At 70.7% G+C, this 14,690-nt stretch carries 17 protein-coding genes; 14 read left to right on the top strand and 3 right to left on the bottom strand.

What is annotated here, in order from left to right; translation table 11 throughout:
* The first annotated feature begins 129 nt into the window (after positions 1 to 129).
* From G495_RS0115485 to G495_RS0115425, 13 genes are all read left to right on the top strand, one after another.
* On the top strand, positions 130 to 936 hold the full coding sequence (locus tag G495_RS0115485) for a tetratricopeptide repeat protein (RefSeq protein ID WP_028588498.1): 807 nt from the start codon (positions 130 to 132) through the stop codon (positions 934 to 936).
* Between the two features lie 106 nt (positions 937 to 1,042).
* Positions 1,043 to 1,354, top strand: coding sequence for a late competence development ComFB family protein (locus G495_RS0115480; RefSeq protein WP_051445457.1), 312 nt, complete (start codon positions 1,043 to 1,045; stop codon positions 1,352 to 1,354).
* Between the two features lie 34 nt (positions 1,355 to 1,388).
* On the top strand, positions 1,389 to 1,859 hold the full coding sequence (locus tag G495_RS0115475) for a hypothetical protein (RefSeq protein WP_028588496.1): 471 nt from the start codon (positions 1,389 to 1,391) through the stop codon (positions 1,857 to 1,859).
* Between the two features lie 5 nt (positions 1,860 to 1,864).
* Entirely contained in the window at positions 1,865 to 2,407 is a 543-nt protein-coding gene (locus tag G495_RS0115470) for a hypothetical protein (protein ID WP_169734405.1), read from the top strand.
* Between the two features lie 148 nt (positions 2,408 to 2,555).
* A complete protein-coding gene (locus G495_RS0115465) occupies positions 2,556 to 3,737 on the top strand; it encodes an aminotransferase class I/II-fold pyridoxal phosphate-dependent enzyme (RefSeq protein WP_028588494.1) in 1,182 nt (393 codons plus the stop codon).
* Positions 3,731 to 5,056 carry a homoserine dehydrogenase gene (locus G495_RS0115460; protein WP_084458366.1) on the top strand — a complete coding sequence of 442 codons (1,326 nt, stop codon included), beginning with the start codon at positions 3,731 to 3,733 and terminating at the stop codon, positions 5,054 to 5,056. The genes G495_RS0115465 and G495_RS0115460 overlap by 7 nt, the downstream gene beginning before the upstream one ends.
* A gap of 279 nt (positions 5,057 to 5,335) precedes the next feature.
* Positions 5,336 to 5,476, top strand: a complete 141-nt coding sequence (locus G495_RS21915) for a hypothetical protein (RefSeq protein ID WP_156939738.1) — start codon at positions 5,336 to 5,338, stop codon at positions 5,474 to 5,476.
* A 49-nt stretch (positions 5,477 to 5,525) separates the two neighbouring features.
* A complete protein-coding gene (locus G495_RS0115450; protein WP_028588492.1) occupies positions 5,526 to 6,722 on the top strand; it encodes a cofactor-independent phosphoglycerate mutase in 1,197 nt (398 codons plus the stop codon).
* Between the two features lie 2 nt (positions 6,723 to 6,724).
* The gene (locus G495_RS0115445; RefSeq protein ID WP_084458364.1) at positions 6,725 to 7,198 is read left to right on the top strand and encodes an acyl-CoA thioesterase; all 474 of its coding nucleotides are present in this window, start codon (positions 6,725 to 6,727) and stop codon (positions 7,196 to 7,198) included.
* Between the two features lie 291 nt (positions 7,199 to 7,489).
* Positions 7,490 to 7,846: a two-CW domain-containing protein gene (locus G495_RS19740; RefSeq protein ID WP_035252592.1), complete on the top strand. Its 357-nt coding sequence runs from the start codon at positions 7,490 to 7,492 to the stop codon at positions 7,844 to 7,846.
* Positions 7,847 to 7,923: 77 nt separating this feature from the next.
* Positions 7,924 to 8,742 carry an amidohydrolase family protein gene (locus tag G495_RS0115435; protein ID WP_028588490.1) on the top strand — a complete coding sequence of 273 codons (819 nt, stop codon included), beginning with the start codon at positions 7,924 to 7,926 and terminating at the stop codon, positions 8,740 to 8,742.
* A 72-nt stretch (positions 8,743 to 8,814) separates the two neighbouring features.
* Positions 8,815 to 9,090, top strand: a complete 276-nt coding sequence (locus G495_RS0115430) for a hypothetical protein (RefSeq protein ID WP_028588489.1) — start codon at positions 8,815 to 8,817, stop codon at positions 9,088 to 9,090.
* A 146-nt stretch (positions 9,091 to 9,236) separates the two neighbouring features.
* Complete coding sequence (locus G495_RS0115425; RefSeq protein ID WP_028588488.1) at positions 9,237 to 10,148, top strand: hypothetical protein; 912 nt, start codon at positions 9,237 to 9,239, stop codon at positions 10,146 to 10,148.
* Positions 10,149 to 10,154: 6 nt separating this feature from the next.
* On the opposite strand, the gene G495_RS20660 is transcribed toward G495_RS0115425, so the two are convergent.
* The 3 genes from G495_RS20660 to G495_RS19730 form a co-directional block, all read right to left on the bottom strand.
* Entirely contained in the window at positions 10,155 to 12,473 is a 2,319-nt protein-coding gene (locus G495_RS20660; protein ID WP_051445456.1) for a cache domain-containing protein, read from the bottom strand.
* 115 nt (positions 12,474 to 12,588) lie between these two features.
* On the bottom strand, positions 12,589 to 12,960 hold the full coding sequence (locus G495_RS0115410) for a hypothetical protein (RefSeq protein WP_028588487.1): 372 nt from the start codon (positions 12,958 to 12,960) through the stop codon (positions 12,589 to 12,591).
* The gene (locus G495_RS19730; protein WP_051445455.1) at positions 12,957 to 13,439 is read right to left on the bottom strand and encodes a TlpA family protein disulfide reductase; all 483 of its coding nucleotides are present in this window, start codon (positions 13,437 to 13,439) and stop codon (positions 12,957 to 12,959) included. The genes G495_RS0115410 and G495_RS19730 overlap by 4 nt, the downstream gene beginning before the upstream one ends.
* Before the next feature lie 240 nt (positions 13,440 to 13,679).
* Here G495_RS19730 and G495_RS19725 point away from each other — a divergent pair, with 240 nt between their 5' ends.
* Positions 13,680 to 14,534 carry a tetratricopeptide repeat protein gene (locus G495_RS19725; RefSeq protein WP_051445454.1) on the top strand — a complete coding sequence of 285 codons (855 nt, stop codon included), beginning with the start codon at positions 13,680 to 13,682 and terminating at the stop codon, positions 14,532 to 14,534.
* Positions 14,535 to 14,690: the final 156 nt, after the last annotated feature.

Genomic DNA, 14,690 nt, shown 5'->3' with positions numbered 1-14,690 from the left:
CGCGCGGCATGTCGGCCTTGTGCGGGCGGGGCTTCCGGGCTATCATGGCCGCCAGGATGACCCTGCCCGGCGCCGGACCCCCGGCCCGGCAACCGCCCGCCCCGCGCGGGCACACGCGGAGCCAGCACCATGCCCGCCAAGCCCTCCCCGCCCCAGGCGCCCGTGCAGGGGGTGTTCTCCACCATGGAGACCCGCAAGGTCGGCACCGGCCAGACCCAGCGCAAGGCCACGGTCAAGCAGTACTGGCTGGTGCGCCAGGTCGCGGCGAACCTGGCCGAGGTCCAGCCCATCAACGAGCACCTCATTCCCGTGGGCAAGAAGCGCACCATCGCGCTGGACACCCTGCTGGAACGCTTCGCCCCCGAGCCCGATTTCTACATCCAGCACCCCGACTCCGCCGCCCGGCAGGACATGGCCGAGCGCGACGCGCCCCCCGCCCCGCCCGCGCCCCTGCCCGGGCTGCGCGTGGAGATCGAGGGCTTCGAGCTGAGCGGCAGCCCCGAGAACGTGGAGACCAACGCGCGCGCCAGCTTCGGCCTGGGGCTGACCTACCTGCGCCGGGGCAACCAGGCCAAGGCCGTGGACATCTTCACCCGCCTGGCCGAGATGGACGCGCCCTTCGTGCCCGAGCACAAGCACATGTTCAACGACTTCGGCGTCAGCCTGCGCAAGCAGAGCCTGTTCGACCTGGCCCTCAAGCACTACCTGCGGGCCCTGGCCCTGGCCGGGGAGGACGACCACCTGCTGCACAACATCGCCCGGGCCTACTTCGAGAAGCAGGACCTGCCCAACTGCATCCGCTACCTGGAAAAATCCCTGGAGCTGAACCCGGACCTCGCGCCCTCGCGGCAATTCCTCAAGCATGTGGGCAAGCACGGCACCGCGCGCCGGAGCAAGGCCGCCCGGCCCAAGGCGCCCCTGCGCTTCGACTTCTGAGCCCGCCGCCCGGCGGCCCCGCAAGCCTGCCGGACGCGTTCTTTTTTCGGTTTGAAATAATGCCGCCGAATGGTTATGCTTTGGCATATCCTCACCGGGGGTCGTCATGGACGCCAAGATCAAGGAACTCGCCGAGCGCTACAACGTCGGGGACACCAACCTCTTCTTCATCCGCAACCGCAACGAGCGCCGGGTCATCGACGCCATCCCCCGCATCCTGGCCGAGCACCCGGGGTTCATCCCCAACACCATAGATTTGCAGGACATCTACGCCCTGGCGCTGAACAGCCTGCCCCCGCGCTATGTGCAGCAGGGCTCCATCGTGCTGCGCGAGCCCGTGCGCCAGGACGAGATCGAGGACGCCGTGCGCACGGCGGTGGACACGGTGCGCGTGCGGCCCAACTACCCCCAGGGCTGACGCCGCCAGGCGGCCCGCCCCGGGGCGAGGTGCCATGAAGGATTACGCCCGGATTCTCGACCGGCTCCAGCGCGGCCTGGGCCGGGCCTGGCGCGACAACGGCATGATCCTCGGCGTGCCCGGGGTCTCCGTGGCCGTGAAGATCGACCCCTTCCACTACCTCGCGCTGCATCCGGCCTTCGTGGAGCACCTGGCCCGCTGGGGCGCCACGGCGCCGGGCACCGCCCGCGAAACCCTGCTGCGCAGCGGCAACCTGCTGGCGGGCGGGGCCGGGCATGTGCTGGCCGTTTCCGCCGTATGGGGCCAGCCGCCCCGGGCGCGACGCGTGCGGGCCAGCCTGGTGCTGGCCGGATTCGTGGACCGCGCCCTGCTGCTGTACGGCGGCGAGGCCGCGCCGCCCCCGGTGGCCGACCTGCGGATCGCGGCGCACGACAAGCCCGTGGTGGAGGCCTTCCTGCAAGGCAAGACGAGTGTTGACAAAACGGCGTTTACGCCTCAAGACTAGCGCCGATGTCCTTCCACAGATCATCTTTTCTCCCCCGCCCGGCGGGGGTGCCCGGGGGCCGCTGCGCCGCCGCCCTGCTCTGCGCCGCTGCCCTCGCGGCGCTCTTGCTCTGCGCGCCCCACGGCCTGGCCCAGGCTCCCCAGCCGGGGCCCAAGGCCGAGGCCATGGAAGACAAGCCCGCGGAGCCCGCCAAAGACGGCTTCGTGACCCCCGTGGCCGTGGTCCACGACAACACGGACCAACTCGGCACGCGCCTGGCCTTCCGCCTCAAGGAAACCCTGAACGCCTCGTCGCTCTTCGCCCTCTCGGCCAAGGACGAGCGCAGGATCAAGGTCATCCTCTCCACCCAGCCTGAATTTCCCGGCCGCGAGCAGGTCGGTTCCGTCTATGCCGCCGTGTGGATCTACGCCGCCAACGAGTCCGTGCTGACGCACTACCTGGCCAGCGAGGCCGGGACCGTGGACGCCGCCACCGTCGAGGCCACCGCCCAGGCGCTGGCCGGGCGAACCGCCGCCGTCGCCGAGAAGTACGCCTACCTGTTCGAGTAGGCGGCCCCCCCGCCATCCCGGTCCTCCCGGCCTGTCGCGGGGGGATGGAAACCCTGGTGCGATTCCCGCGCCCCGTGCCCCCCGGGCCCGGGCGCACAACACCGCATGCGTCCGGGATGGCGCAAAGACACGCCCGCAAGGAGGCCCCATGCAACAGTTCCCCCGGGTCCACAGGCTGCCCCCCTACGTGTTCGCCGTGGTCAACGAGCTGAAGATGAAGATGCGCCGCCAGAACATCGACATCGTCGATCTTGGCATGGGCAACCCCGATCTCGGCACCCCCCAGCACATCGTGGACAAGATGGTCGAGGCCGCCCACAAGCCCATCAACCACCGCTACAGCGCCTCGCGCGGGCTGCCCAACCTGCGCAAGGCCATTTCGGACTGGTACCTGCGACGCTTCGACGTGCACATCGACCCCGACCAGGAGGCCGTGGTGACCATGGGCGCCAAGGAAGGCCTGTCGCACCTGGCCATGGTCATGCTCTCCCCGGGCGATGTGGTCTTCGCCCAGGACCCGACCTACCCCATCCACCCCTACTCGGCCATCATCGCCGGGGCGGACGTACGGCGCATCCCCACCAGCCCGGAGCGCAACTTCATCGAGGACCTCGAGCTGGCCATGCGCCAGACCTGGCCCCAGCCCAAGCTGCTGATCCTGAGCTTCCCGCACAACCCGACCACCCAGGTGGTGGACCTGGAATTCTTCCAGCGCATCGTCGATTTCGCCAAGGAAAACAACATCTACGTCATCCACGACCTGGCCTACGCCGACCTGGTTTTCGACGGCTACAAGGCCCCGAGCTTCCTGCAGGCCAAGGGCGCCAAGGACGTGGGCGTGGAGTTCTTCTCCCTGTCCAAGTCGTATTCCATGGCCGGCTGGCGCGTGGGCTTTTGCTGCGGCAACCGCGACATGGTCCAGGCGCTGACGCGCATCAAGAGCTACCTGGACTACGGCATCTTCCAGCCCATCCAGATCGCCTCCATCATCGCCCTGAACGGCCCCCAGGAGTGCGTGCAGGACATCGTGAACGTCTACAAGGAGCGCCGCGACGTGCTCTGCGAGGGCCTGAACCGCGTGGGCTGGGAGATCACCCCGCCCAAGGCGACCATGTTCGCCTGGGCGCGCATCCCCGAGCCCTTCCGCAAGCTCGGCTCGGTGGAGTTCGCCAAGCTGCTGCTGCGCGAGGGGCATGTGGCCGTGTCGCCGGGCCTGGGCTTCGGGCACTACGGCGACGACCACGTGCGCTTCGCCCTCATCGAGAACGCCCACCGCACCAAGCAGGCCATCAAGGGCATCAAGAAGGTCCTGGAGGGGGGCGCGTGCTAGAGGAGCAGCATCCCGGACGGCCCGCAGGCCCCGGGCAGCCCCAGCGGCTGGACATCGCCCTGGCCGGGTTCGGCACCGTGGGCCAGGGCCTGGCGCGGCTCGTGCACGAAAACCGCGAGTCCATCCGGCGCCGCACGGGCAAGGAAATCCGCATCAAGTCCGTGCTCATCCGCAGCGAGCACCGCCGCGCCGCCGTGGAGGCCATCGGCGCCCGCGCCGTGACCGACTACCGCGAGCTGCTGGACGACCCGGACATCGCCGTGGTCTGCGAGCTCATGGGCGGCACCGGGTTCGCCCGGCGCTTCCTGGAGGAGGCCATCGCCGCAGGCAAGCATGTGGTCACGGCCAACAAGGCCCTGCTGGCCGAAAACGGCATGGACCTCTTCGCCCAGGCCCAGGCGCGCGGGGTGCACCTGGGCTTCGAGGCCAGCGTGGCCGGGGGCATCCCCGTGGTCCAGCCGCTCAAGGAGGCCCTGGCGGGCAACCGCCTGCAAAGCCTGCTGGGCATCCTCAACGGCACGGCCAACTACATCCTGACCGAGATGACCGACAAGGGCCTGGACTTCGGCACCGCCCTGGGCCAGGCCCAGCAGCTCGGCTACGCCGAGGCCGACCCGACCCTGGACATCCAGGGCATCGACGCGGCCCACAAGCTGGTGCTGCTCATCCGCCTGGCCTTCGGGGTGGACTACCCCTTCGCCCAGCTGCCCGTCACGGGCATCACCGTGGTCACGCCCATGGACATCGCCTTCGCCCGTGAGTTCGGCTTCCGCATCAAGCTGCTGGCCCAGGCCCGGCTGGTGGACGGCAAGGTCGAGGCCGGGGTCTACCCGGCCCTGGTGCCCGAGGGCTACCTGCTGGCCTCGGTGTCCGGGGCGTACAACGCCATCCGCCTGGAGGGCAACGCGGGCCCGGTGGTGCTGCACGGGCGCGGCGCGGGCGACATGCCCACGGGCAGCGCCGTGCTGGCCGATGTCATGGCCACCATCCGCCACGACGCGCCGGACAACCTGGGCTTCGTGGACTCCCGGCTGCCGGAGGCGGAAATCCTGGACCTGGACGACGCCGTGAGCGAGCACTACGTGCGCTTCATCGTGCCCGACGCGCCGGGCGTGCTGCGCGACATCGCCGGGGTCATGGCCGACCACGCCATCAGCCTGCAGCAGGTCATCCAGAAGAGCCGCAGCGACGCGGGCGAGGGCATCCCCCTGGTGTTTTTGACCCACGAGGCGGCGGCGGACGCCGTGCACAAGGCCATGCGCCAGGTGGAGGCCCTGGGCCTGACCCTGGGCACGACCATGCACTACAGGATTCTCTAGCAGACTGTCGGCAGATTCCTTTTCCCGGGCCGTCCAGCACTGGCGGGCGGCCCGGGGCAGAAAACCCGGGCCCGGCGCGCAGCGAGACATGCGCCGGGCCTGTTTTTTGGGCAACGCGGCAGGCCGCCGTCCGGGGACGCCCTGCCGGAGCCGGGCGCGCGGCGGGCGGGGACTGGACGAACAGGCCGGGAAAGGGCATCCTGGCCCGGACCGGCACAACCAGGGCGGACCCGGCCCGCCCGCGACCCGCGCCCCCCGGGCGCCGCCGGGGGCGGCCCCATGATCCACCAGGTCCTGGCCACGTTTTTCCAGAAGGCGCTGCGCGGCAGGGGCGCCAGCCCAGCCGCCATGCTCCTGGCCGTGGTGGCGCTGCTGATCCTGCTGGCCGCGCTGCTGGCGCCGCTGTTGTTCTCCGACTGACCCCGCCGTCCAACCGCCAACCCCGTCGCCCACGCGACACGACACCGCCATGACCAAACTCCTCTTCCTCGTGGCCGACGGCATGGGCGACTGGCCCGTGGCCGAGCTGGGCGGGCGCACGCCCCTGGAGGCCGCGCCCACCCCGCACATGGACGCCCTGGCCCGGCGCTGCGTGGCCGGAACGGCGCGCACCGTGCCCCAGGGCATGCCCCCGGGCTCGGACGTGGCCAACATGTCGCTCATGGGTTTCGACCCCGCCGCGCACCACACCGGGCGTGGGCCCATCGAGGCCGCCGCCCAGGGCCTGGAGCTGGACCCCGACGATCTGGTCTGGCGGCTGAACCTGGTGCAGGTGGCCGGGCCCGGGCCCGCCGACGCCATGCTCGACTACTCCTCGGGGCACATCAGCACCGCACAGTCCACGCCCCTGGTGCAGGACCTGCAAGCCCGCCTGGGCGACGGCACGTTCACCTTCGTGCCGGGCATCCAGTACCGCCACCTGCTGGTGCAGCGCGGCGGGGCCCGCGCACCCGAGGCGGGCCTGGACATCCGCCCGCCCCACGACATCACCGGCCAGCCCCAGGGGCCGGACCTGGAGCGCTTCGCCGCCTCGCCCCGCCTGGCGGAGCTGCGCCGCCGGGCTGCAGAGCTTCTGGGCGCCCCGGCCAACGCCACGCGCGCCAACGCCATCTGGCCCTGGGGCCAGGGCCGCCCGCTGCTGCTGCCCGCCTTTGCCCAGGCCTTCGGCCTGCGCGGGGCGGTGGTTTCCGCCGTGGATCTGGTGCGCGGCCTGGGCCGGGCCTCGGGCATGGAGGTGGCCGAGGTGCCGGGCGTCACCGGCCTTCTGGACACCAACTACCAGGGCAAGGTGGACGCGGCCCTGGCGTTCCTGGCGCGCGGCGGGGACTTCGTGTTCCTGCACGTGGAGGCTCCGGACGAATGCGGGCACTCGGGCGTGGTGGCCGACAAGGTCGAGGCCGTGCGCCGCTTCGACGAGCGCGTGGTCGGGCCCGTGGTCCGCGCCCTGGAAGGCGCCGACGCGGCCATCCTGGTCACCTGCGACCATTTCACGCCCCTGGCCCGGCGCACCCACACCCCGGACCCGGTGCCCTTCCTGCTCTGGCACCCGCGCCTGGCCGACCACGGCCTGCCCGCCTTCAGCGAGGCGAACGCCGCCGCCACCGGCCTGGCCCTGGACCACGGCCACGACCTGCTGCCCCACGTGTTGGAGCGCCTGCGAGGATGACCATGCCCCCCACCACACCCACGCCCGCCACCCCTGCGGACAGCGGCGCCCCCCTGGGCCCGGACGGCTTCCCCCGCCCCGAGGCCTGGCTGGAACACCGCGTGTCCTACGGCGAAACCGACGCCATGAAGGTCGTCTACTACGCCGAATACCTGCACTATTTCGAGCGCGCCCGCTCGCTGTTCATCCGCGAGCGCGGCATGAGCTACGCCACGGTGGAGGAGCGCGGCATCGCCCTGCCCATCACCGAGGCCAGCGTGCGCTACAAGCGGCCCCTGCGCTACGACGACCTGGCCCTGGTGCGCGTGGGCATCAGCCAGTGGCGCGGGGCCTCGGTCTGCTTCGCCTACGAGGTCTACGCCGAGGACCGCACGACCCTGCACGCCACGGGCAGCACCCGCCACGCCTGCGTGGACCCGGCGGGCCGCCCGGTGCGCATCCCCGGCTGGCTGCGCGACCTGTTCCAGGAACCCTGAACCCCGGCCCGGTCCGGCCCGGGTTGTGCTCTGCACCACCCCGATGCACCACCGGCCCAGGCGGTGCATTTTTGTCGCCACACACGCCCCGCGCCCTGCATCGGCCAACGCCACGCCCCCTCCGCCCGGATGGCGCCACGCAGAAGCCGCATTCCGCAACAGTTGTTGCCCAAACAGTGTACAGAGCCGCGTACTTTTTTCCCCTTCCCTGCTTTCCATTCCCCGCCAAATACGCTACCCATGTTCCCAAACGTCCTTCAACTATCCGACCTCCTGTTTCCAGGCCACGCCATGCGGAAGTTTTTCTCCAGGCTGCTCGCGGCGCTCCGCACCGCGCCCCCCGCCCCGGGCTCCGGCACGCCCGGCCATGGCCTGCGCACGCCCTGTTGGGAGCACCGCAACTGCGGCCGCCAGCCCGGCGGGCACAGCGCCGGGGAGTTGGGCGTCTGCCCCGCCGCCGAGGCCGAGTACCACCACGGCACCAACTCCGGCCCTTGCGCCGGGCGCGTCTGCTGGACCCTGGCCGACACCGACGCCCACCACCGGGCCGGGGCCGACGCCATGCGCAGGCTCCGGCGCTGCATGGGCTGCGAATTCTTCAAGACCGTGCGCCGCGAGGAGGGCGGCGGCTTCAAGGTCGGGCTGTAGCGCGGCGCCGGGAACGGCTGATTGCGCAACCAACATTTCCTTGCGGCGGGCCCGGGTTTGGGGCAATGCACAAGGCCATGCGCCTTGATGTCCACACCCACGCCTTCCACCACAAGATCGCCCACAAGGTCCTGGAACAACTGAGCGGCCACTACGGCATCAGCCCCGTGGGCGACGGCACCCTGGCCGACCTCATGGCCCGCGTGGAGCGCGCCGGGCTGGACGGCTGCGTGGTGCACAACGCCGCCACCACGCCGGACCAGGTCGTGCCCGCCAACGCCTGGGCCCTGTCCATCCAGCGCGACGAGCCCCGGGCCACGGCCTTCGGCACCCTGCACCCCGGCTACGGGCCCTGGGAGGCCCAGCTCGACCTGCTGGAGCGCGGCGGCGTGCGCGGCATCAAGCTGCATCCGGACTTCCAGGGCTTCCGCCTGGACGACCCGCGCCTGAACCCCATGTTCGAGGCCATGGCCGGGCGCTTCGCGGTGATGGTCCACGTGGGCGACCGCCTGCCCCCGGAGCGCAACCCCTCCTGCCCCTTCAAGCTCATGCGCGTGCACGCCGACCACCCGCGCCTGACCCTCATCGCCGCGCATATGGGCGGCTACCTGCACTGGAAATGGGCCCTTGAGTGCCTGGTCGGCAGCCGGGTCTACATCGACACCTCCAGCTCCGTGCCCTTCATGGACCCCGCCGACCTGGCGGCCATCCTGCGCCGCCACCCGCGCGAGCGCGTCCTGTTCGGCAGCGACTATCCGCTGTTCGACCCCGGGCAGGAAATCGCGGCCCTGCAACGCGCCGCCGGGCTCACCGATGCCGCCCTGGAAGAGTTGCTGGGCAACGGCGCCTTCCTGGTCAGGGGCGGCCCGGCCCGGGCCGGTGCGGGCAGCCCTTGACTTTGCGCGCCGAACAGGGGGTAATGGCGTTCTGAGCCGGGCAGTTTTTGCCCGCGCCACAAAGGAGACGCCATGAGCCCCAAGACCTACACCGTGCACGGCACCTGCCCCGGCTGCGGCCAGGGCACGACCCTGGCCCTGGAGGCCAGGCAGATGAAGGCCCTGGCGGGCGCCGCCCCCCTGGCCCTGGACGCCTCGAAGGCCAAGGCCCTGGCTGGCGGCGACGCGCCCGTGGCCCTGGCCCACTGCCCGCACTGCGGCCAGGACTACCCCGCGCCCGTCTCCCCCGACACCTGCGCGCAGTGGGACGAGTTCTGCAAGGAGATCCACCCCATCCAGGAGGTCTGAGGCGCGGGAAAAGCGTTGCGGCCCACCCGGAAGGAGCGCCCCTTGCCTTCAAGGGCCGTTTTGCCGTATGCAGTGCAGTGCCGCGCACGGACACCCCGCCCGGGCCGGCATGCAGCGGCCCGCCAGGCAGGGCCCGAGGAGCGTGTGTGTCCGACCTGCCTCAACTCTACGAGCTGGTGAACCCCGCCGACGAGGCCGCCGTGCTGGCCGAGGTGCAATCCGTGGCCGCCTCCCTGGGCTTCACGGAGCAGGCCGGGACCCTGACTGCCATCCACAACGCCGTGGCGGACCTCTTCGGGGGCCGCAACCCCGGCTACAAGGCCAGCAACACCCGCTACCACGACCTGGAGCACACCCTGTCCGTGGTGCTGGCGACGCTGCGCCTGCTGCACGGCTGCGCCCTGGCCCACGGCGGCTGCACGCCCGGGCCCTTCCTGCTCGGCCTGGCGGCGGCCTACTTCCACGACACCGGGCTCATCCAGGAGCGCCACGAGACCCAGGGCACCGGCGCCCGGCACACCCTGGGCCACGAGGCCCGCTCCGCAGCGGTGATGCGCGCCTTTCTCACACCCCTGGGCTTCAGCGGGGCGGACCTGGACGAGGCCATGGCCATGATCCGCTGCACCGAGCTGGCGGGCGACCCCTCCCAGGTGTCCTTCCGCACGGTGGAGGCCGCGCGGGCCGGGCTGATCCTGGGCACGGCGGACCTCGCCGCCCAGATCGCCGACCGCAACTACCTGGAGAAGCTCCCCAGTCTGTTCAAGGAATTCGAGGAGGCGGGACTGCCCGGCTTCAGCTCGGAGATGGACCTGATGCTCAAGACCCGGTCCTTCTACGAGCAGGTGGCCAAGAAACGCATGGACGGCCCCCTGGGCGGGCAGATGCGCTACATGGTCCACCACTTCCGCCAGCGCTGGGACATCGACGAGGATCTCTACGCCGTGGCCATCGTCCGCAACATGGCCCACCTGGACAAGGCCCTGGCGTCCTGCGGCGAGTCGTACGACTGCCTGATGGCCCTGCTCAAGCGCCGCCCGGCCAATGGCACCGCGCCCTGAGCCCGGCTACAGCGGCAGGCGGATGACGAAGCTCGCCCCCTGGCCGGGCTCGGACTCCACGGCGAAGCTGCCGCCGTGGTTGCGGGTGATGATGAAATAGGACACCGACAGCCCGAGCCCCGTGCCCTCGCCCACCTCCTTGGTGGTGAAGAAGGGCTCGAAGATGCGCTTGCGGGTGGTTTCGGTCATGCCCGGGCCATTGTCAGACACCTCGACCCGCACCCAGTCGCCCTGGCGCCGGACCCCCAGGCGCAGGACAGGCTCGGCCCCGTCGCGCATGCCGCCCATGGCCTGGGCCGCGTTGCGCAGCAGGTTCAGGAAGACCTGCTCGATCTCCGTGCCCGCGCAGTTCACCAGCGGCAGCCCCGGCTCGTAGTCGCGCTCGACACGTATTTTCCTGAAATCGTACCGCTTCTTGAGGTCGTAGTCGCTCTCGGCCAGCTCCACGGCCTTGTCCAGCAGGTCGGTCACGTCGCAGGGCATGCGGCTGGACTCGCTGCGGCGGCTGAACTCCAGCATGTTGGCCACGATGCGCGCGGCGCGCAGGCCGCTCTCGCGGATGCCTTCCAGGGTGGGAGTAATGGCCCGGCGCGCCATGTAGTCGCGCAGGGCGTCCATGGTCATGCCCGCCTCGCGGGCGGCCTGCTGGTTGGCGGGCAGGTCCAGGGCCAGGCGGCGCTGCACGTTCTGCACACCCTGGAGGATGCCGCCCAGGGGGTTGTTGATCTCGTGGGCCATGCCTGCGGCCAGCCCGCCCACGCTCATCATCTTCTCGGTCTGGACCATCATGTCTTCCATGCGCACGCGCTCGGTGATGTCCACGATGCGCAGCACCACCCCCACCCCGCCGGAGGCGGACAGGGGCGTGGCCTCGACCTTGCAATAGGCCGTGCGCCCGCCCCGGCGCACGGGCAGCTTGTCGCGCACCACGGGCCGCCCCTCGCGCAGGGCCGCATCCACGGCGTCGCGGCACAGGCCCCACATGGGGCAGACGTCCTCGGCCGGCCGCCCCAGGGCTTGGTCCGGCTCCACGCCGAATTCCTCGGCGGCCCGGCGGCTCCACAGGGTCACGCGGCACTCCCCGTCTAGGCCGATGACCACCGAGGCCATGGAGTCCACGACGTCCTGCATGTGGGCCCGGGCCCGGGCCTCGCGCTCCTCGGCCTGCTGGCGCTCGGCCACCTCGCGGCGCAGCGACGCGCTGTACTGGCCCATGCGCTCCATGAAGCCGTTGAAATACCCAGCGAGCTGGGCCATCTCCCGGGTGCCGCCCGGGGCCACGCGCTGGTCGAAGTCGCCCTCGGCGGCCCGGGCGAAGCTCTGGCGCAGGGCTTCCAGGGGCCGCGACACCGACAGCCCGGCCCACAGCGAGAACGGCAGCCCGAGCAGCAGCACCAGGGGCACGGCCACCGCCGCCGCCAGGCGCAGGGTGCGCAGCGGCGCGAAGAACTCGTCGGCGTAGCCCGTGGCCCCGACGATCCAATCCACTTCGGGCAGATAGTTGAAAATGATGATTTTTTCCCGGGCCTGCTCCTCGCCGGGGTTGCGCCACCAGTAGTAGAACAGGCCCGCCTTGCGGGCCACCAGCTCCTGCACCAGGCTCCGCATCTCCCCGTCTTTCATGGCCAGGACGTTGCCCGACAGGTGCGGGTGGATCACCGCGTTGCCCGCGCCGTCGAAGACCGCCGCGTAGCCGTCGTCGCCAAAGCGCAGGGACAGGATGCCCGCGCGGAAGTCGGCGGCGTTGACCAGCGTCCCGAACTCCTCGCGGTACGAACTGGCGGAGATGATCCAGTCCCACGGCGCGAAATAGGTCATGTACAGCGCCTTGGAACGCAGGGACTGCTCGCCGGGGTTTTTCCAGAAATATTCGAGGTAGCCCTCGCGGGATGCGGTCTGCTGGCGCACGAAGGCGAATTCGGAAACGTCGCGGCCCATGTTCTCGGGCCGGGGGTGGTAGGTCAGCACGCCCCTGCCGTCCAGGCAGTAGAGGTAGCCCGTGCGCCCGATGCGCTGGGCGCCGAGGATGGCGGCGGCCTGGGCCTTGGCCTGGGCCTCGGTCAGCTCCCCGGCCAGCTGGCGGGCGTGGAGCCCGGCGATGATCTCGCGGTTCTTCTCGGCCACCGCGCGCAGGTGGTTGCGGATGGACACGTCCACCGCCGTGCGCACCATGGCCGCGACGGTGGCGGCGCTGTTGGACAGCTCGTGCTCGATGTTGCGGCGCAGGGAGCCCTTGAGCTGCGCATAGACCACGGCGATGCCCACGAGGATGGTCACCGTGAAGATGAGAAAATACCCGGCAAGGATCTTGGTCCGAATTTTCATGCACCAATCCCGGTGTGGCCTGTTCCCCCTCGCGCCGGAGTTCCTTCCCGGAGAACCCACGGTGCAGCCAGGATAGTGCACTTTCCCGAACAATGAAAGAAAAGAGTGGTTCCAGCTATTCACCACCCCCTGGGGCCGGAGCGCCGGGCGGGGGGCAGTCCGCCGGGCCCAGCCGCGCGCAGACCTGGGCCGGGGTCAGTTCCGCGTGGCGCACGAATACCAGCCCCACCGCGCGCTGCTGCCCGCCGGGCCCGGGCGCAAGGGCCCGCTCCACGCGGGTCTCCAGGCCCGACAGCCGCGCCGCGAGCCTGCGCGCCAGGGCCTCGGCGTGCTCCCCACCCTCCAGGCAGGCGCAGTACTGGAACCAGGCGCCCGGCTCCCGGGGCAGGCCGGGGTCCTGCCCAAAGGCCGCGCCCGGCATGGCGACCAGGGCCACGCACAGCGCGGCCAGGGCCAGCAGGCGCTGGCAAACAATCGTTCCCCTCATGGCGCACCTCCCGGCGGCACGGGCCGCCCGAGCAGGGTGGACACGGCCCCGATCAGGCCCTGGCGGTCCATGATGCCCACATGGTCCACGGCCAAGACGCCGTCCGGACCCCAGATCATGGTGTGCGGAATGGCGCCGACCCCGAAGGCGGCGGGCACGTCGTCCCCGGCGAGATAGAACGGATAGCCGGGCCGCTCCTGCGCGGCCAGCAGGGCCGGGGCCTCGGGGTCGAAATCCAGCGACACCCCGGCCAGGAACAGCTCCTGCGGGGTGAAGGCCGCGCGCAGGGCCACAAGCTCGGGCAGTTCCACGCGGCACGGCCCGCACCAGGTGGCCCAGAAATTGACCACCGCCACCTTGCCGCCCTGCGCCGCCAGAAGCGCCCGCAGCCCCGCCGCGTCCACGCCCCCCAGGAACTGGGCCCGGGCCGGCAGGGCCGCCAGGAGCAGCAGGCCCAGCAGGGCCGCCACGCGGGCCACGGCCCCGGGCCCGCGCCAGGGGCGGACACGAAAATGACATCTGCCACCAACTCTTTGATTTCCATTATCAATACGCAATTTACACCAATCCTCACGAATCCGGACCATCGTTGAGTTTTTTGCAGCATGGCCCTGGCAACAGCCCCATTTCGCAATCTGCCGGAATTGACCGCCGAAAGGAGATGATTAGAGTCAAGGTAGACTCGTGCCCGGCCCCGCCAGGAAGGAAACAGCAAGCACATGACCCAGCCCAGTCAGATCACCCCGCACCCGCCGACCCCGGCCCCCGGACAGGACCCCGGCGGCCTGGCCATCCCCTTCCCCTTCCGGGGGGTCTTTTCGGAGATCATTACCAAGACAGTGGGCTTCGGGGCAACCAAGCGCAAGGAGAAAAAGAAGGTCTTCTGGTACCTGGAGCGCGACGCCGAGGGCCGCACCACCGTGCGGGCCCTGAACAGGGAATACCTGCCCACGGGCGAGCCCCGCGAGGTGCCCCTGCAGGACGTGGTCGACCAGTTCTACCCCGAGCCGGGCATCTACATGGAAAAGGTCGCCCCGCGCATGCGCGAGGTGGAGCGGCTGGCCGACGAGGGCGACGAGCACCGCGCCAAGGAGGAGTTCTACAGCGCGGAATACGCCTACCGCAGCGCCCTGACCATCGACGAGGACCACATCCGCGCCAACTTCGGCCTGGGGCTGACCTACCTGCACCTGGACGACAAGGCCCGCGCGCGGCACACCTTCCGCAAGATCGTTTCCATGACCAGCGCGTTCGCCCCGCAGCACAAGCACCTGTTCAACGAATTCGGCATCAGCCTGCGCAAGAGCGGCCTGTTCAAGGAGTGCCTGGAATACTACACGCGCGCCCTGGAGCTGCACGCCCAGGACGACGACCACCTGCTGTTCAACATCGCCCGGGCCCACTTCCACAGCGCGGACTACGCCCAGTCCGTGGCCTTCAGCCTCCAGGCCCTGGAGCAGAACCCCGAGCTGCGCGAGGCGCGCCAGCTGCGCGAGGCGGCCTACGCCAAGGACCCCGCCCTGCGCTCGCGCGACGAGGGCATCGCCCTGGACCTGACCGGCGAAACCGGCTAGCAGACTGCCCCAAGTGGCGCAGCCGCGTGGCCCCAAAAAAGCCGAGCCCTCGCGTCCGTCTTGATACGCGCCGGGCTCGGCTTTTTTTCGCGCCGTCAGCCCGCCTGCTGAACGGCCCGGGCCCGGGATGACGGCCCGGGAAACATGCAGGACCGG

Origin of the sequence: Desulfocurvus vexinensis DSM 17965 (genome assembly GCF_000519125.1) — a bacterium.
In the GTDB taxonomy this organism is placed as follows: Bacteria; Desulfobacterota; Desulfovibrionia; order Desulfovibrionales; family Desulfovibrionaceae; genus Desulfocurvus; species Desulfocurvus vexinensis.
Note: the sequence above shows the minus strand (reverse complement) of the source record. Positions and strands in the feature narration are given on the sequence as shown.